This is a genomic window from Actinacidiphila glaucinigra (assembly GCF_900188405.1).
In the GTDB taxonomy this organism is placed as follows: Bacteria; Actinomycetota; Actinomycetes; order Streptomycetales; family Streptomycetaceae; genus Actinacidiphila; species Actinacidiphila glaucinigra.
Genome location: NZ_FZOF01000030.1, coordinates 29,421 through 48,116, shown reverse-complemented (window position 1 = coordinate 48,116; position 18,696 = coordinate 29,421). Strand labels below are relative to the sequence as shown.

10 protein-coding genes are annotated in these 18,696 nt (G+C 76.7%); 6 read left to right on the top strand and 4 right to left on the bottom strand.

What is annotated here, in order from left to right; translation table 11 throughout:
• The first annotated feature begins 137 nt into the window (after nt 1–137).
• The 5 genes from CHF15_RS36705 to CHF15_RS36685 are packed head-to-tail and all read left to right on the top strand — an operon-like array spanning nt 138 to nt 12,744.
• Nucleotides 138–992, top strand: coding sequence for a DUF4132 domain-containing protein (locus CHF15_RS36705; protein ID WP_089228267.1), 855 nt, complete (start codon nt 138–140; stop codon nt 990–992).
• Nucleotides 989–5,974, top strand: coding sequence for a hypothetical protein (locus CHF15_RS36700; RefSeq protein ID WP_089228266.1), 4,986 nt, complete (start codon nt 989–991; stop codon nt 5,972–5,974). The genes CHF15_RS36705 and CHF15_RS36700 overlap by 4 nt, the downstream gene beginning before the upstream one ends.
• On the top strand, nt 5,971–7,146 hold the full coding sequence (locus tag CHF15_RS36695; protein ID WP_089228265.1) for an ATP-binding protein: 1,176 nt from the start codon (nt 5,971–5,973) through the stop codon (nt 7,144–7,146). The genes CHF15_RS36700 and CHF15_RS36695 overlap by 4 nt, the downstream gene beginning before the upstream one ends.
• A gap of 4 nt (nt 7,147–7,150) precedes the next feature.
• The gene (locus tag CHF15_RS36690; protein WP_089228264.1) at nt 7,151–10,975 is read left to right on the top strand and encodes a vWA domain-containing protein; all 3,825 of its coding nucleotides are present in this window, start codon (nt 7,151–7,153) and stop codon (nt 10,973–10,975) included.
• Nucleotides 10,972–12,744 carry a hypothetical protein gene (locus tag CHF15_RS36685; protein WP_089228263.1) on the top strand — a complete coding sequence of 591 codons (1,773 nt, stop codon included), beginning with the start codon at nt 10,972–10,974 and terminating at the stop codon, nt 12,742–12,744. Before CHF15_RS36690 ends, CHF15_RS36685 begins: the two co-directional genes overlap by 4 nt.
• Before the next feature lie 4 nt (nt 12,745–12,748).
• On the opposite strand, the gene CHF15_RS36680 is transcribed toward CHF15_RS36685, so the two are convergent.
• From CHF15_RS36680 to CHF15_RS36670, 3 genes are read right to left on the bottom strand one after another with little or no spacing between them, the layout of a single operon-like run.
• The gene (locus tag CHF15_RS36680; RefSeq protein WP_179280122.1) at nt 12,749–13,090 is read right to left on the bottom strand and encodes a ribosomal protein L7/L12; all 342 of its coding nucleotides are present in this window, start codon (nt 13,088–13,090) and stop codon (nt 12,749–12,751) included.
• 32 nt (nt 13,091–13,122) lie between these two features.
• On the bottom strand, nt 13,123–13,977 hold the full coding sequence (locus CHF15_RS36675) for an ABC transporter permease (RefSeq protein ID WP_089228261.1): 855 nt from the start codon (nt 13,975–13,977) through the stop codon (nt 13,123–13,125).
• A complete protein-coding gene (locus CHF15_RS36670; protein WP_089228260.1) occupies nt 13,974–16,649 on the bottom strand; it encodes an alpha/beta fold hydrolase in 2,676 nt (891 codons plus the stop codon). Before CHF15_RS36670 ends, CHF15_RS36675 begins: the two co-directional genes overlap by 4 nt.
• A 119-nt stretch (nt 16,650–16,768) precedes the next feature.
• On the opposite strand from CHF15_RS36670, the gene CHF15_RS36665 reads away from it, so the two are divergent.
• Nucleotides 16,769–17,734, top strand: coding sequence for an aldo/keto reductase (locus tag CHF15_RS36665; protein ID WP_089228322.1), 966 nt, complete (start codon nt 16,769–16,771; stop codon nt 17,732–17,734).
• Here the strand turns inward: CHF15_RS36665 and CHF15_RS36660 are convergent.
• Nucleotides 17,731–18,672, bottom strand: coding sequence for a transketolase family protein (locus CHF15_RS36660; RefSeq protein ID WP_089228259.1), 942 nt, complete (start codon nt 18,670–18,672; stop codon nt 17,731–17,733). The genes CHF15_RS36665 and CHF15_RS36660 overlap by 4 nt on opposite strands.
• Between the last annotated feature and the right edge of the window lie 24 nt (nt 18,673–18,696).

Here is an 18,696-nt window from a genome sequence, read left to right as displayed (position 1 = left end):
CTGCCCGCGGCTGCCGGTGCCCGTCGCGGGCCCTTCCGGTTGCGGCCGGGCGCCTTGTCAACAGGGTGGCGGGGGCGTTGTCAGTGGCCTCGCCTAGTGTTCCGGTCACTTGATCACGGCGTTGCAGGGAGGCACGCATGGGGTGGGTATCGGTGGGCGACTACGAAGTCGCCCTCGACGAGGGGAAGGTCGTGTGCCGCAACGCGGCGGGCCGCCGGCTGAAGTCGGTGCCCGCGAAGCTCGCGGACGACCCGGTGATCACGGGGCTGCGGCAGCTCACCGAGTGGCTGGAACGTCACGAACGCCGGTGCCTGGCCGACGTCGAGCGCTGGATGGTGCGTTCGCTTCCGGTGCCCCTCGCCGTGATCGGCCGCGTGTGGCCCGACCCCGCGTGGCGGGCGGCCCTGCGCGACCTCGTCGTCACCGGGGAGGACGGACAGGTCGCCGGCTTCCTGCGGGACGCCGGCACCGATCGCGGCCTCGGCCTGGTCGACCTCGACGGCGACACCGTGCGCATCGCCCCGGACATGGTGCGCATCCCGCACCCCGTCCTCCTCGACGACCTGGCGGAGCTGCGGGAGTTCGCCGTCGAGCTGGGCGTGGAGCAGAAGGCGCAGCAGCTCTTCCGCGAGGTGTGGCAGCGTCCCGACGGGCTCGACCCGCAGGGCACGCTCGTCGAGGAGTACGCGGGCGGCACCTTCAAGGAACTGCGCTTCCTGCACGGCCGCGCCACCTCGCTCGGCTACCGCGTCCGCGGCGGGCACTCCGTCTGCCCCGTGCTGGAGGACGGCCGCTCCGTCGAGGCCCGCATCTGGATCGGCGACTACGACGGCTGGAGCGAGACCGAGACCGGCTCCCTGTCCTGGACCGACACCGCCGGGAAGACCCTGACGTTCGATCAGGTCGGGCCCGTCGCCTGGTCGGAGGGCATGCGCATGGCGGCCGCGCTCTACGCGGGACGCGACATCGAGGACGAGGAGCAGGCGGCATGACCACGTACGACCCCACGACCACGGCCGCGCTGCTCGACGCCGGCGCGGTGCTGCCGCCCGGTACCACCGCCCGTGAGGACGCCGACACGCTCACCGTCCGCACCTACACCCACCCCGTGCTGGACGACCGGCGCGTCGTCCGGCTCGTGCCCGGCACCCTCGGGGAGGCCGAGGACCTCGCCCTGGACTTCCTCGGCCTGACCCGCGAGGACGAGGCCCCCGTGGTCGGCCAGGTCCGCCGGGAGACCCTCGGGTTCCCCGCCTGGGCCCTGGTCAACGACCCGGCCAACGGGCACCACGCGCTCGCCCTCGTCAAGGACGTCGAGCGGCTCGCCCGGATGGCCAAGTCCCGTGCCGGGGCGGCCAAGGACGGCTTCGACGCGCTCGCCGAGCGCCTGGGCCGCGCCGTACCGCACTTCCTGCCCACCTTCCACGAGCAGGCGGCCCGCGTCTTCCTCCAGCACGAGAACACCACGTACGCCGCCGCCTTCTTCGGCAAGGCCCGTGCCGCCGAGCGTGTCCACGGCCTCGCCGTCGACGAGGAGCGGCAGCGCGCCGTCTTCCTGGAGTTCGCCTTCGCCGGCGCCCTCACCGTCAAGGCCCTCAAGGAGCACGTCAAGGACCTGGCGCGGCGGCTGGACCCGGCCGAGGCCTGGCGGCAGTTCCGGCAGCTGACCGTGGAGCGCTGCGCCGCGGGGATGCCGCCGTACGCGTCCCTGCCGCAGGACGCCAGGAGCCTGATCAAGGCGGCCGACCTCGACCGGGTCACCGAGGAGTGCGCCCTCGTCGCCGACCTCGTCGCCTCGCCCGCCGTCGTCCGCGCCCCCGGGTCCTTCTGGACCGCCTACCGCGCCACCCTCACGGTCCTCGCCGAGCGTGAACCGGCCGTCCGCGCGCGGCTGCTCGAGATCATGCCGGCCGGGCTCGGGCACGATGCCGCGGGCGACGAGTTCTGGCTCGCCCTGCTCGTCGAGACCGGCGCCGACACCCTGCTCACCGGCGAGGCGGGGGAGGCCTCGCGGGCCGTCGACGCGGCGGACTGGCTGAGCTGCTGGGCGAGCCACCGCAAGCACGGCTCCGGCGCCTCCGAACGCTCGGCGGCCACCCTCGGCCTCGTGACCCGCATGGCGCCCCGGTTGCGGGCCGACGGCAGGCCCGTCGACCTCTTCACGGGCCGCTGGCACCAGGGCGCCGAACTCGACCTGCTCGACCTGTGCGCCGCCGAGAGCGTGCCGCTGACCGTCCCCGCCGAGGACGTCTCCGTGCACCTGCCGCTCCGCCAGTGGCTGGAGACCGCCGACCCCGGCCGCCGCGACCTCGTCGCCACCGGCGCCGACCCGCGCCTGCGCCGCCTGCTGCACGAGGCCGTCGGCCGCCTCGGCGAGGACCGGGGGCTGCCCGGCGTGGTGGAGGCCCTGGCCGGTCACCCTGTGCTCGGTGACGTCCTGCACGCGTGGCTGGACGAGGCCGCAGGGCAGTTCACCCGCGCCGCCGGCCTGCCTGCCGCGCGCACCGCCGTCCGACGGCTGCGCCCCTTCCGCTCCGTAGCGGGCCGGGTCAACCCGCAGGCCGTGGCCGGGGTCGCCGCGCACGAGATCGCGCCGCTTCTCGGCCGCACCCTTCGCGAGGGCATCCTCGACGAACTGGGCTGGCCCGCCCTCGAAGAGGGGCTGCGCCTGCTCGAAACGGCGGTCGCCAAGAACAAGGACCACACCCTGGCCGTCGCCGAGGCCTGGCCCGCGCTGATCCTCAACCGCGCGGACAAGGCCGTCGTCGTCGGGCCCGACAAGGTGCTGCTCGAGCACGACCTGCGCATCCCCGTCGAACTCGACCGCTGGAGCCGCCCCCACTTCCGCTGGGCCGACGGCGAACTCCTGGTCATGTGGTGGCAGGACGGCAAGCAGCTCGGCTACTGGTCCGCCCGGCCCGCCGAGGTGTTCACCGTCGGCGGCGAGGAGCTCCCGCACTGGTGGTACGGCCACGTCTCCGCCCCGTCGATCCCGCTGCCGGGCGGCGGCCGCGCCACCGGCGGCCGCACCCTGCACGCCGGTGACACCGTGCTGCCGCCCAGCCGCCCCGTCATCGGCGACGGCACCACGCTCTGGCGCCGGGGCAAGCAGGGCGGCCACGAGCTGTGGATGGAGTACGACCCGGCCACCGGCACCCACGGCCGTGCCTCACTGCCCGCCTTCCTCCGCTCCGGCATCCGCGACGGGGCGAGGCTCAGCCAGGAGGCTTGCGAGGTCCTGCCGCTGCAACCCGGCCTCGAACAGAGCCCCTTCGGCACCGACGGCACGGTCCTGGGCCGCTGGGTCCGCGAAGAGGGGGAGGGCGAGGAGGCCCGGACCGTCACCGGTACGCCCGACGGCCGCACCGTCACGTTCCCCACCCGGGACGGGAGGCGGACCCACCGCGTTCCCCTGGGCGCGCTGCGGCTGCCCGGCGGGGCCGAGCCCGTCGTCACGCTCGTGAACCAGACGGTGTCGCTGTACGCGGCGGGCGACGTCACCCGCGACGACGAGCTGGGCAGTGTGTCGCTCACCGAGCCGGGCGGCGACTTCGCGGCCGGCACCCGCTACGTACCGCCGCTCGCCTACTGGCACGCCCTGCGCCCGCGCGACGAGGAGGCCTCCGCGGTGCTGCGCGCCTTCGACGACGAGCAGGCGGCCGAGGTGCTGCGCGTCACCGCGCACGCCCTGGCGGAGCGTCAGGCCGAGGTGAACAGGACCGAGAAGTACACCGGCCCCTCGGCGGAGGACGTCGCGCGGACCGCCGTCGCCGCCGCCCTTCCCGCGCTCACGGACGAACGGCTGCTCATCGGGGTCACCGCCCTCGTCCGGGGCACCCTGCGCCACGCCGAGTCCGTCGAGTCCTTCGTCGCCCCGCCCGCCGAGAAGTCCCGGCAGCCGCTCCGGCGCACCGAGGGCATGTTCTGCGACCACAAGCCGCTGCACGGCGACGACACGACCCTTCGCGCCGCCGTCTCCGGCATCGCCGACCAGCAGGGCTACTCCTGGTGGAGCGGCGGCATGGAGTGGAGCGTGCTCCAGCAGATCCGGGCGGTCAACCACGTCCTGTCCGGCAAGGAGGCCGACGGCAAGCCGCTGCCGGACCGGGCCGCGCTCGGCGCCCTCGGCGACGGCTGGCACAGCGAGGAGTACACCGTCCCCGGCATCGGCATGGTGTGGCCGTCCACGCTGGCCGTGCTGCGCCCCCTGGCCTACCGTGCCGCGTCTCCCGTCACGGGTCAGGCGCTGCGCGAGGGTCTGCTCCTCCTCTTCGACGCGATCACCGAGGGCCCACTGGCGGTCCCCGGGAGCGGTCTGCGCGAGATCGTCCTCGGCGAGAAGCACGAGAAGCAGCGACGCGTGGGCCAGGTCCTGCGCAAGGACGGCCGCACCGTGGTGATCCTCGGCTGCAAGAACATCGACGGCGACCGCGACCGCGTCCACTGGCTCGCCCTCGACCACGACCCCACCGGGGCGTTCGGCGCCGTCGCCCACTTCACCCTGGAGGACGAGACGGACCGCGCGCCCGTCTTCCCCGCCGAGCGGCTCGCCGCCGTCGCCCGCCTCGTCCGCGACAAGGGCCCCGCGCCCTGGCATCACTGCGCCCCTGATGCGCTCGCGGCGGCCACCCGCGGTGGCCTCGGCCCCGTTCAGGCGACCCTGCTCGTCGCCGGGCGACCGGAGGAGCCGGGCGCCGAGGCACTGACCCTCATGGAACTGAAGACACGTCAGAAAGCGTTCGGTGAAGGCCTGCTGAGCTCGGTGTCGCGGCACGACTGCGCCGCCCTCATGGGCGCCCTCCTCCCCGACGACCCCGCCGACCTGTGGACCCACGGACCCGACGCGGACGCGGCGGGCCGCGTCTGGCGCGAACGCCTCGGCGACGTCGTCCGCCTGCCCGAGGACATAGCGGCCGACCTCGCCGGAGTCACGGCGGCATCGGCCGAGGCCGTGCTCAACCCCGCGCGGACGCCGTGGCTGAGCCGCACCACGGAGCAGCGCCCCGACAAGGACGGGGACCTCGTCCCGGCCGACCCCTCCGCGCTGCCCGGCCGGCAGGACATCACCCGCTCCGTCGCCGCCCTCGCCGGGCTCGCCTACGGTCTGCCGTACGGCCATCCGCTGCGCTCCGCCCTCCCCGAGGGCCTGGCGGCGCTGCGGCGGCGGATGGCCGACCCCGGTCTCCTGCTCGACCTCGACATCGCCTGGTCGGAGAAGGGCGGCCCCACCGCCGTCCAGATCCGCAAGGCGTACGGGCTGCCCGCCGCCGGCGGCGCCGGCCTGCAGGGACTCACTCCTGTGGGCGAGGCGCTGGTGCTCCGCCCCTGGTACGGCGACACCGAGGCGGTGCTCGTCCGGCCTGCCGGGCTGACCGGGGCCGACGATCCCGTACTGGGCCTCCTCGAGGGGCTCGTCGGCGTCCAGGGCGGAGGGGGCGTCCAGGCGCTGCGCGCCGTGCTCGGCGACGGACTCGCCCGCGCCCTCGCGGCGGGCAGTGAGGCCGGCGCACCCGGCGGCCACGCCCAGGACCCCACGGTCTCCGTGCCCGCCCTCGTCACCGAGGTCGCCGCGGCCCACGGCCTGAGCGAGGACGCCGCCGCGCTCTACCTCCAGCTGCTCGCCCTGCCCGACCCCACGGACCGCGACTGCGCCCGCTGGACGGGCTGGAAGCCCACCCGCGCGAAGAAGGCCCGCGCCGAACTGACCGCGACCGGCCTCGTCGTCGAGGCCAAGCGCCCCCGGGCCGGACGCACCCTCTTCCTGCCCTGCGGCTGGCGCGACCTCAAGGCCCCCGCCCTGCCCGTGGAGACGTGGAAGGAAGGCCTCTACCCCGTCCGCGACCACGCCCGCGTCATACCGCTGCTGCCCGTGCCCGAACTGTTCGCCCGCGCCTGGGAACGCGTCCGCGCCGGCGACGCCCCCGCCTTCGAAGAACTCACCACCCGTGCCACCCGGAAGGGCCGCCGCCGATGACCACCACAGCACCCGCCCCCGCACCCGCCGCGCGGCAGATCACCCCGCCCGAGGACCGGTACGCCACCGAACTCGCCTTCCTCGCCGCCCACGACGGCGGACCGCGCCCGCCCGCCTGGCGGCTCACCCCGCGCGCCGTCGTCACCTTCGTGATGGGCAGCGACGGCCGGGCCCTGCGCCTGCCCGACGACGCCGAGGTCCCCGAGGGCGTGCCGCGCCGCCTCGTCGTCCAGGGCAAGTTCGTCGGCGACCGCGCCCTGGTGGAGCGATGCGTCGTCACCCTCGCGGGGGAGCGCGGCCTGCTCCTCGTCGGCGAGCCCGGCACCGCCAAGTCGATGCTCTCCGAACTGCTGTCGGCCGCGATCTGCGGCACCAGCGGGCTCGTCGTCCAGGGCACCGCGGGCACCACCGAGGACCAGCTCAAGTACGGCTGGAACTACGCCCTGCTGCTCGCCCAGGGCCCCAGCCGGCAGGCGCTCGTCCCCTCACCCGTGCTCACCGCCATGAGCCGCGGCGCCATCGCCCGCGTCGAGGAGGTGACCCGCTGCCTGCCCGAGGTGCAGGACTCGCTGGTCTCCCTGCTCTCCGAACGGCGCATCGCCGTCCCCGAACTCGCCGGCGGCGACGACGCCCTGGCCCACGCGGCGCCCGGCTTCAACCTGATCGCCACCGCCAACCTCCGCGACAAGGGCGTCTCCGAGATGTCCGCGGCCCTCAAGCGGCGCTTCAACTTCGAGACCGTCGGCCCCATCGGCGACCTCGACGCCGAGACGGCGCTCGTGCGCAGCCAGTCCCGCGCGGCCGTCGAACGGGCCGGCGCCCCGTACCAGGTCGACGACGCCGTCCTGGAGGCACTCGTCACCGCCTTCCGCGACCTGCGCGAGGGCCGCTCCGCGGAGGGCTGGGAAGTCGAGCGGCCCTCCACGGTGATGAGCACCGCGGAGGCCGTCGCGGTCGCCGGCGCGCTCGCCCTGGCCGCCGCGTACTTCCCCGGCGACCGGGACGTGCTCGGGCTGCTGCCCGGCCACCTCCTCGGCGTCGTGCGCAAGGACGACCCGGCCGACGCCGCCCGGCTGCTCGGCTACTGGGACGGCCCCGTGCGGCGCCGCGCCGAGCAGGGCTCCCCGACCTGGCGCACCCTGTGGGAGCTGCGCGCCGTCCTGGAAGGCTGAGCCCGTGTCCCTGCCCCTCACCCCGGACGAGGCCGCCGCGGTCCTCACCGACCCGTCGGCGCCCTACCTCGTCGGCGTACGGCACCACGCCCCGTCTCTGGCGGCCGCGCTGCCCGCCCTGCTCGACGGGGCCGAGCCCGACGTGCTGCTCGTCGAACTCCCCGGCGAGATGCAGGAGTGGCTGCCCTGGCTCGCCCACGAGGACACCCGGGCCCCCGTCGCCCTCGCCGCCGCCCCCGGCGACGGGGGCGGCGGCCCCGCCTTCTACCCCTTCGCCGACTTCTCGCCCGAACTCGCCGCCGTCCGCTGGGCGGCGCGGTGCGGCGTCCCCGTCGTCGCCTGCGACCTGCCGCTCGCCGACCGCGCCTGGGACGCCGGACGCACGACGGCCCCGGCGGCCGACCCACGGCCCGGGCTCCACACCGCTCTGCGCGCCCGGCTCACCGGCCGCCCCGGCGACGACCTGTGGGACCGCCTCGTCGAGGCCACCGCCCCGGGCTCGCCGCCCGAAGCCCTTCGCCGTGCCGCGCTCCTGACGGGCTGGGCGCTGCGCCGGGACACCGCCGAGGGCGCCGGCGTCCCCGCCCTCGACCTGCGCCGCGAGCAGTGGATGCGGGCCCGCGTCGCCGAGGCCGTCGCGGACGGCCGCCGCGTGGCCGTCGTCGTCGGCGCCTTCCACGCGCCGGCCCTCGTCCCGGCCGGTCTGTGGCCGCGGGGCACCGCCCCCGAGGACGAGCCGGAAGCCCCGGACGCACCGCACGCACCGCAGGGCGGCGCGGCCTGGACGACCTCCCTGATCCCCTACGCGTACCCGCTGCTGGACGAGCGCTCCGGCTATCCGGCGGGCATCCGAGACCCCGAGTGGCAGCACATGGTGCTGGAGGCGGCCGGCGACCCCGGAGCCCTCGACGAGGTGCTGACCCGGGCCGCAGTCCGCATCTGCGCCGAACTGCGCTCCCAGGGGCACCCATCGGGCCCCGCCGACGCGCGCGAGATCAGCCGGCTCGCCGGTGACCTCGCCCGGCTCCGCGGGCTGCCCGCGGCCGGCCGGGGAGAGCTCGTCGAGGCGGTGCAGACCGTGCTGGCCCAGGGGGAGCCGTACGGCCGCGGACGGGCAGTGGCGCGTGCCATGGAACGCGTGCTGGTCGGCACCCGCGGCGGCCGCCCCGCGCCCGGCGCGCCGCGCAGCGGCCTCGCCCCCGCCGTCGAGGCGGAACTGGCCGCACTGGGCCTGCCCGCCCCCGGCCCGGACGCCGCGGCCCCGGCCGACGCCCGGGACCTGCGGCTGGACCCGCTCCGCTCCGATCTCGACCGCCGCCGCGAACTCCTGCTGCGCAGGCTCACCGTGTGCGGCGTGCCCTACGCCGAACCGACGGACGTCAGGGGAGCGGCCGGCACCGAGGGCCTCACCACCCGATGGGAGGTCCGCTGGACACCCGCCACCGCGGCCATGCTCACCGCCGCCGGGGTCCGCGGCGTCACCGCCCTCCAGGCCGCCGAAGGCGTACTGCGCGAGCGGCGCCGCCAGGAGACGGACGAGGGCGGCCCCACGGCGGCGCAGACCCTCGCCGGACTGGCCCAGGCCGCGGAGTGCGGGCTGCCCGCGCTCGCCGGGGAACGCCTCGCCGAGACCGGCGAGGTGCTTCCCGCCTCCGGCACCCTTCCCGAACTCCTCGCGGGACTCGCCCTGCTGGACCGGGTTCGGGCCGGGCACATCGCCGGGCTCGGCGCCGACGAGGCCCGCGCCGCCCGCGTCACCGCCGTCGCCGGGCTGCTGACCGCGGCGGCGGTCCGCCAGGTGGACGGCCTCACCGGCTCCGAGGACCCCGCCGACGCGCACGCGCTGCTCGAACTCGCCCACCGCGCCGACCTCCTGGGCGGCGTCCGGCTCACCGACGCGCTCGCACGGCTCGCCGCGGACGGCTCCCCGCTCATGCGCGGCGCGGCGGGCGCCGTCCGGGTCCTCCTCGGGCACGAGACGGCCGAGACCCTCGGCGCCCGTGCCGCGTCCTGGGTCGACGCGGCGGGCGACCCCGACTCCCGCGCCGCCCTCACCGCCCGGCTGACCGGGCTGCTGACGGCGGCCGGCCCGCTGCTGGAGGCGGCCCCGCCCGCGCTGGAACCCCTGCTCGACCGCGTCGGCGACCTGCCCGACCGGGCGTTCCTCTCCCGGCTCCCGGCCCTTCGCGGCGGCTTCGACACCCTCAGCCCCGCCGCCCGCGACCGCCTCCTGGCCGCCGTCGAGGAACGCCTGGACGCCGAGGGCATCGCCGACACCGCGGGCGTCGACCCGGTCGCCCTCGCCACCTGGACCCGCGCCGACCTCGCCGCCCGCGCGGCCCTGGCCCGGCTCGCCCTGCTCCCTCGCGAGCGGTCCGAGGCGGCGCCGACGGCCGCCACGGCAGCGGTGGTTCCCGCGGAGCCGGCCGCCACGCACGAGCAGGCTGCCATGGCGTCGCCGGGTGTGTCGCACGGTGCCGTCACCCCCGACGCGACCGGTCGCCGCCATGGCCCGACCGCAGGGCCGGCCACCTCCGCCGGCAGTGCCTCAGGTACCGGGTTCGTAGCTGCCGTCCATGCCACCACCCGCGAGGGTGGGACGGCGGGCCCGGCGGTCGACGGCGTCGCGGGCCCGGTCGGCCCGGCGTCGCCGGGCACACAACGGTCCGCCACCACCCCCGGTGGGCCGGGCGAGGACCCCGCCGCGGCCCGCACCCTCGCGCCCGCCGCCCGGTGGCGCCTCGTGCTGGGCCGCCGGGGCGACCGTCTGCCGCCCTCCGCCGCCGCCCTGGCCACCGCGCTGGACGAGCTGTACGGCAACGGCCGGGGCGAGGGCAGCCGCGGCGACCTCGGCGGCCACGGCGCGGCGGGCGACCGCGGTGGCCGTGAGGCGCCCTACCCCGGGGTGCGCGAGTGGTCCGAGGAGCTTGCGGCGCTGTTCGGGCCCGGCATCCGCGAGGAGGTGCTGGCGACCGCCGCCGCGTCCGGCCGCAAGGACGTGGTCGCCGAACTCGACCCCGACAGCGTGCGCCCCTCCGTCGACCTGCTGCGCACCGTCCTGCGCCACGCGGGCGGACTGCCGGAGGCCCGGCTGGCCGCGCTGCGCCCGCTCGTACGGCGCCTGGTCGAGGCACTCACCCGCCAACTCGCCACCCGGCTGCGCCCGGCGCTGCACGGCACAGCCCTGCCGCGACCCAGCCGGCGCCCCGGCGGCGGCCTCGACCTGCCCCGTACGCTGCGCGCCAACCTGGCCACCGCGCGCCGCGCGCCCGACGGCACCGTCCAGGTGATCCCGGAGCGTCCGGTCTTCCGCGCCCGGGCGCAACGGGCCGCCGACTGGCGGCTGATCCTGGTGACGGACGTGTCGGGGTCCATGGAGGCCTCCACGATCTGGGCCGCGCTCACCGCCTCCGTCCTGGCCGGGGTGCCCACCCTGTCCACGCACTTCCTGGCGTTCTCCACCGAGGTCATCGACCTCACCGACCACGTGGCGGACCCGCTCTCCCTCCTCCTGGAGGTGAGCGTCGGCGGCGGCACCCACATCGCCGCCGGGCTGCGGCACGCCCGCGAGCTGGTGACCGTGCCCTCCCGCACCCTCGTCGTGGTCGTCAGCGACTTCGAGGAGGGGTATCCGCTCGGCGGCCTCCTGGCCGAGGTCCGCGCCCTGGTCGGAGCCGGCTGCCACGTCCTGGGCTGCGCCAGCCTCGACGACGCCGGGCGCCCCCGCTACTCCACCGGCGTCGCCGGGCAGCTCGTCGCCGCGGGCATGCCGGTCGCCGCCCTCAGCCCCCTCGAACTCGCCCGCTGGGTAGGGGAGAAGATCACATGAGCCGGCAACTACCCCCGGTCGCGCCCGCCGTGACCGCGGAACTCGTCGAGGCCCTCTCGCCGCGGCTGCGCAAGCGCCTCGACGCCTCCGTGGCCAAGCTCGAGGCCCGCCCGGTCGTCGTCGACGGCGACATCGTGCGGATCTCCGTCGACGACGACACCGACCTCGAACTCCTCGCCCCCGGCGGCACGGTGACCCGGGCCGCGGACGTCCGCTGCGGCTGCCTGCTCGCCCCGGACTGCCTGCACCGCGCCGCCGCAGCGTCGGCCGCACCCGTCGCCGAGGCCCCCGGAACGGCAGCCGAAGGAGCCCTGCCGGAGCCCGAGGGGGAGACGGCGCCCGCAGCCGAGCCCGAGACCGCCACCCCGGAGCAGCGGGCCGCCGCCGGCGCCCTGCGCGCCGCGGGCGCCGCCGCCCTCGACGCGGGCATCGACGGCTCCGGCGCAGTCGTCCAGGCCGAACTGCTCAGGGCGGCGCACTCCGCCCGGCTGGCCGGACTGCCCCGCGCCGCGGCCGCGGCGGTCTCCGTCGTCACCCGGCTGCGCGCCGCCCGCGCCGCAGACCCCGGACACCGCCTCGCCGACCTGGTGGCCGCGCTCCGCGAACTCCTCGGCACCGCGCACCGCGTGCCCCACGCCAACGGCACCGAGCTGGCCGCCGTACGCGGCACCGCCCGGCAGCCGTACACCCCCGACGGCTCGCTGCGGCTGTACGGGCTGTTCTCCGAGCCGGTCCTCACCGCGAGCGGCTACGCTGGCGCCGTCACCTGGACGACGGACGCCGACGGCCGCCTCTGCACCGTCTCCGACGTCGCCCCCGGCGGCCCCGGCCGAGCGACGGGCGCCGCCGACCGGGCCGTGCGCATCGGCGACACCGCCCTCACCCACCGCGAACTCTCCCGCGCGGGCCTGGCCGTGTCCGGCGCGACGGTCTCGCCCACCGGCCGGCTCGGCGCGGGCGCCGCCGTCCGCGCCGTACGGGCATCCGGCGCCGCCTGGACGGCCGAGCCCCTGGACCGCCTGTGGCGGGTGCCCGTCGCCGAGCAGGCCGTGCGCGCCCTCGGCGCCGGCGACGGCCTGCTCTTCCTCGACGTCACCCTCGTCGGCACCGTCCGCGAGGCCGGCGGCGACTGCCTCCTCGCCCGGTGCGGCGACCTGACGATCCGGCTCGCCGCCGCGCACGACCACCCCGCGCTGCCCCACCGCGACAACCTGCGGCTGCTCGCGGACGCGCCGGGCACCCGGCTGCGTGTCATCGCCCGGCTCGACCCCGCCCCGCACCCCCGCGCGCTGCTGCTGGCCACCAGCCACCCGGCCGACCCCGAGGCCCGCGTCGACACCGGCCTGGACCGCCTGCAGCGCGCCGACCTCCCCGCCGGCGCAGCGGCGGTCCCCCTGCCGGCCCCCGACGCGCCCGACGAGGCCCCGGTCCATCTTCTGCTCCGCCGCGTCCACCAGGCCGCCTCCGGCGGCCGCCGGGTCCTCGCCCTGCCCACGAGTTCGTCCCCCGACACCAGGCGCCTGCGCCGCGCCGCCCTGCCGACCGCCGCGGACCTGATCGACGACCTCCACCGCGCCGCGGCCGACCGCGGCCGCGACGCCTTCGGCCGCCTCCTGCCCGCCGACACCGAACGCTTCGCCCTCGCCTGGCTCGCCGCCGCCGTCTACTCCGACGAACTCTCCCGCGCACTGTGCGCCGCGGCCTGGGGCGCCGACCCGTCCGCCGAAGCCCCGGCGCCGCCCGTCGGGGCGGTGGGCAGCCCGGTGTGACGGCTCAGCGGCGGAGGGCGCGGCGTGCCGGCGGGCAGCCCTCCGCCGACCAGTCGGGAGGCGTGCACGGCTGCTCGCCACCGGGGCCGGATCCGGGGGCGAAGACGCACCCGCTCCATGTGCAGCGCACCCGGGCACCGGCTCCGGCCGCCTCGAGCAGCCGCGCGGCGTCCTCGGCCACCCCCAGCGAAACATCCTCCATAACCATGAGCGGTACGGAGTCCAGGAGCCGACTGCTGCGCCAGGCGCTCAGCCCCGTCACGGACCGAAGCGCCCGCACGACGTCCAGCTTCCGGTCCGCCTCACCGGCACCGGTCAGCAGCACGCCGTACTCCGGCTCCTCCACCCTCCACCGCCCTCGGATCCCGGTCCCGCCCCTCAGGACACGATGTCCTTCCCGCGGAAGCCGCGGAAGGCCAGCGCGACGAACACCACCGCGAAGGACAGCGACACCGACGTGCCCTTGAGCATGCCCGACCACTCCAGCCTCGGCTGGAGCGCGTCGATCCAGGCGTACTGCCAGTGCGTCGGCAGGACGTCCCGCAGCGAGCCCAGCGCCGTGATCGCGTCCAGGATGTTGGAGAGGATCGCGACACCCACGGCCCCGCCGACCGCCCCCAGCGGCGCGTCGGTGAGCGTGGACAGCCAGAGGGCGAAGCCCGCGACGGCCAGTTGCCCCACGAAGACGTACAGGGCGGCGATCGCGAGCCGGCCCGTCGCGGTGCCCGGGGGCAGCGCGCCGGCCGTGGTGAGCTCCAGGTCGCCCCAGCCGTAGGCGAGCGTGCCGACGCCGAGCGCCACCGCGGGCAGCGCCAGCACGGCGGCCGCGCTGAAGACCAGGGACACCAGCGCCTTGGAGGCGAGCAGCCGGGCGCGGGGCACCGGGGCGGCCAGCAGGTACCGCAGGGAGGACCAGTTGGCCTCCGAGGCGATCGTGTCGCCGAAGAACAGGGCGACCGGGATGGTCAGCAGGAAGCCGGAGGAGACGAAGAGCACCGCCAGCGAGAAGTTGACGCCGGAGGCGGTGGCCACGTCCATCATCGTCGGGCCGGAGTTCCGGCCCCGCGGGGTGCCGCCGATGGCGAAGGCCGCCCACACGATCACGGGCAGGCCGAGCACGACGGCGAACGCGACGAGCGTGCGGCGCCGCAGCAACTGCCGTACCGCCTCGACCCGCAGCGGGAGCGTGCGGCCCGGACGGTACCCTTCGGCCAGTTCCAGGGTCTCGGTCACGCGGGGCCTCCGATCAGGGTCAGGAACGCGTCCTCCAGGCGGCGGTGCGGGCCGACCCGCTCCACCGGCACGTCGAGCCGCAGGAGTTCGGACAGCAGTTCCGGCACGGTCATCCCGCCCGGCCGTACGAGCAGCCCGCCGTCCGCGGGCTCGGCCGCCTCGACGCCGGGCAGCGCCGACAGCTTCGCGGCGACCGCCTCCCGCTGCTCGGCGGCCATGCCCGGCGCGCCGACGAAGAGCGCCTGCCCGCCCCCGGCGATCTCGCCGACCGGACCGGCTGCGACGAGCCGCCCCTTGTCCATGACGACCAGGTGCGTGCAGCTCTGCTCGACCTCCGACAGCAGGTGGCTGGAGACGAGGACGGTACGGCCGGCGGCCGCGTAGCGCCGCACCACGTCGCGCATCTCGCGGATCTGCGGCGGGTCGAGCCCGTTGGTCGGCTCGTCGAGGATCAGCAGGTCGGGCAGGCCGAGCATGGCCTGCGCGATGGCGAGCCGCTGCCGCATGCCCTGCGAGTACGTGCGCACCGCGCGCTCCAGGGCCTCGCCGAGGCCCGCGATCTCCAGGGCCTCCTCGACGTGGGCGTCGGCCGCCGGCCGGCCCGTCGCCCGCCAGTACAGCTCCAGGTTGGCCCGCCCCGTCAGATGCGGCAGGAACCCCGCGCCCTCCACGAAGGCCCCCACCCGGGACAGCACGGGCGCACCCGGCCGGATCGCGTGTCCGAACACGCGGATGCTGCCCGCGTCGGGCCGGATGAGGCCCATCATCATGCGCATCGTGGTCGTCTTGCCCGCGCCGTTGGGGCCGAGAAGCCCCAGCACCTGGCCCCGCTCGACCCGGAACGACAACTCCCGCACTGCGTAGCGGTCCGCCGCGCCGTGGTACCGCTTGGACAGCCCGGAGATCTCCAGGGGCACGTCCGCGAGGGCCGGGTCCGGCGCCTGCCGCACCGCGCCCGCCCGGCGGCGGCCGGTCAGCAGCAGCGCCGCCGCCAGCGCGAGCGCGCCGACCGGCAGCAGCCACACCCAGGCGGGCAGCGCGCCCTGACCGGTGGCCAGCCCCGGGTCGGTCGGCACGGTCAGCGCGGCGCCCGCGGGCAGGGACACCCGGTACGTGGCGGCCGCGACGGGGGAGGCGTAACCGAGGTCGGTGGTGGACAGGACCAGCCGCAGCCGGTGGCCGGCGGCGAACTCGTGGTCCACGACGGGCAGCCGCACCGACACCGTGCCGTCCCCCGCGACCCGCAGCGGCGCGACCAGCTGGTGCGGCAGCGTCTCGTTGCCGCCGGGGGCCACGTCGTAGAGCTTCGCGAAGAGCACCGCGCCCGCGGGCGCGTCCGTCCCGACGGTGACCCGCGTCGTGGCGGCGCCCGTCAGCCGCAGCGACGAGGTCAGCGGCGCCGAGTCGAAAGCGGCGCGCTGGCCGGGGAAGTCCAGCGACAGCGAGAGCCCCTGGCCCAGGTCGGAGAGCTGGGAGAGCGCGCCCACACCGGGCACCGCCGAGATCGCGGGCGGGCTGCCGCCGGCGGGGTTGGCCACCGTCTGCGCGCGACCGCCGAGCGGGACCGTCCGGCTCCGCGTGCCCCCGAGCCCCGGGTACGCGTCCGCGTCCGCGCCGCGGCGCACCGCCCTGCCGTCGGTGGTGTCGACGCCTCCGGTCCGGGTGACGCGGAACGCGGGCCCGGTGTCGGCCGCCTTGTCCCGCTTCAGCCAGCGGTCGAACCATGCCGTGGTGCGCGCCTCGATCCGGGACGTCTCCTGGTCGCCGCCGTCGTGCCCGCCGGAGAACCAGTCGACGGCCACGGGCGCGCCGTTCGCGGCGACGGCCCGCGCGATGGCATCGCCCTGGTCCAGCGGGAAGAGGGAGTCGTTCTGGCCCTGCACCACCAGGGTCGGCACCTTGATGCGGCCGGCCACCGAGGAGGGGCTGGAGCGCGTCAGCAGTTGCAGCGTCGCGGCGTCCGGGCGGCCGGCGACGGCCGACCGGTCGTACATCGCGCACAGTTCGGCGGTGAAGCCGCACGTGGCGCCGCGCGAGCCCGTGGAGAAGAAGATCCCCGCCCACAGCTTCTTGAACACGCCCTGCGGGAACAGCGCTTCGCCCAGGTCCCACCAGGTGATCGCGGGCACGATGGCGTCGACCCGCCGGTCGTACCCGGCGGCCAGCAGCGAGATGGCCCCGCCGTACGAGGCCCCCGCGACGCCGACCCGCGGGTCGTCCCGGCCGTCGCGCAGCACCTCGGGGCGCCGGCCCAGCCAGTCGACGAGCCGCGAGACGTCGGCGACCTCCGCGTCGGGGGAGTTGAGCCCGATCCGCCCACCGGAGTCGCCGAAGCCCCGCGCGGACCAGGTCAGCACGGCGTAGCCGCTGCGGGCGAGGGACTCGGCCTGGGCCCTCATGTCGTCCTTGCTGCCGCCGAATCCGTGCGCGAGCAGCACCGCCGGGCGCGGCGCCGACCCGCCGGAGGTGAAGTAGGAGGTGTCGATCCGCACCTTCGCGGCGCTGCCCGGTGCCTCGGGCAGGGAGAAGACCCGGTCCTGCCGGCGCACGGGTGCGGGGGAGTCGGCCGTCGCGAGGGTGACGACGCCGCCACCGGCGAGCAGGGCGAGGGCGGCGGCACCGGCCGCCAGCCGGCGCCGTGTGCGCCAGGTCCTGGGCAGGGCGAATCGCATGCGTGATCCTCGGACGGGGACGACGGGTGTGACGCTCCCACTATGCATTCCGGTGATCACTCGCGACGTCCGCCTCAGGCACCGGATCGGCGTACTCCACCGGGAGTACGGTGGCGACCGTGCCCTTCGAACGACTCGTCACCGCCCCCCTGCCGCGGCTGGGTCTCGGCCTCGCCGCCGTCGGCCGCCCCGCCTACATCGACCTCGGCCGCGCCGCCGACCTGCCCGCCGACCGCACCGTCGAGGCGATGCGCGACCGCGCCCACGCCGTCCTCGACACCGCCTACGCGCTCGGCATCCGCTACTTCGACGCGGCCCGCTCCTACGGCCTGGCCGAGGAGTTCCTCGCGAGCTGGCTGGACGCCCACCCCGAGGCCGCCGACGTGCTGATCGGCAGCAAATGGGGTTACACCTACACGGCCGGCTGGCGGGCCGACGCCGAGGTGCACGAGGTCAAGGACCACAGCGCCGCCACCTACGACCGGCAGATCGCCGAGACCCGCGCCCTGCTCGGCGACCGCCTCGACCTCTACCAGATCCACTCCGTCACCCCGGACAGCCCGGCCCTCGCCGACCGCGACCTGCACGCACGCCTCGCCCGGCTGGCGGCCGACGGGGTGGCCGTCGGACTGTCCACCAGCGGTCCGCTGCAGGCCGAGGCGATCCGCGCGGCGCTGAAGGTGACGGTGGAAGGACGGCGCCTGTTCACCGTCGTGCAGGCCACCTACAACCTGATGGAGCCCTCCGCGGGACCCGCCCTGGCCGAGGCCCACGACGCCGGACTGACCGTGATCGTCAAGGAGGCCATGGCCAACGGCCGCCTGGCGACGGCCGATCCCGACTCCCCCCTCGCCGAGGTGGCCGCCCAGACCGGGGCGACGCCGGACGCGGTGGCCCTCGCCGCGGTCCTGCGCCGCCCCTGGGCCGGCGTCGTGCTCTCCGGCGCCGCCACCACCGGCCAGGTCACCGCCAACGTTCGGGCCGCATCCGTCGGGCTCGACGCGGAGCAACTGGCCCGGCTGACCGCTCTGGCCGAACCGGCCCCGGCGTACTGGCGGCACCGCGCGGAACTGCCCTGGAGCTAGCCGACGCCCGAGCCCGCGAGGCCCACCGGGCGGCGGGAGCCCGCCAGGAAGCCCCCGATCCGCGCCCGCAGACCGGCGGCGTCCAGGCCGTGCGCCGCCACGTGCTCCTGCCAGGTGCCGTACCGGCGCAGCTCCTCCCGGGCGGTGCCCAGCGCGAGGACACGGTGCGGCCGGTCGAGCAGCGCCTCGGCGGCGAACGACGCCGACGTGCCCGCCAGGTACGGCTCGACCAGCACCACGTCCGCCGCGTCCGTGCCCGCCACGGCCGCCCGCAGCCCGGCCGCGTCGAAGGGGCGCACCGTGGAGGCGTACAGCACGGTGACGTCCAGGTCCGCGACCGCCTCCAGCGCGGCGTCCAGGAGCGGTCCCACGGCGACCACCACGCCCGCCCGGCCCTCGCGCAGCACCCGGAACCGGCCCGGCGAGACGGGCCGCGCGCTGCGGTTGAACTGCTCGCTGAGCCGTACGTAGACCCGGTTGTCGGCGTCGGCCGCCGCGTGCCGGATCAGGGCCTCGGCCTCGTCCGGGTGGCCGGGCACGTGCACGGTCCAGCCGTCCAGGGTGTCCAGCAGGGCGACGTCGCCGGGGGCCTGGTGGGTACGGCCCCCCGCGGCGATGTCGTACGAGCCGCCCGAACTGACCAGCACCGCGCCCGCGCCCTGGTGCCCCAGGTCCAGCTTGACCTGCTCGAAGGGGCGTTCCACCAGGAAGCTGCAGAAGGTGTGGACGATCGGCCGCAGCCCGGCCAGCGCCAGCCCGCCCGCGACGCTGACCAGCAGCTGCTCGCGGATGCCCACGTCGATCACCCGGTCGGGGTGGCGGCGGGCGGCGTCCGTGAAGCGCTCCCCGGAGATGACCGCCAGCACGACGGCCAGCCTGGGGTCCTCGTCCAGCAGGCGGCCGGCGACGGCGGTGAAGCGGTCACGCATGGTGTCCATCGGAAGGTCTCCTCGGCTCGGGGC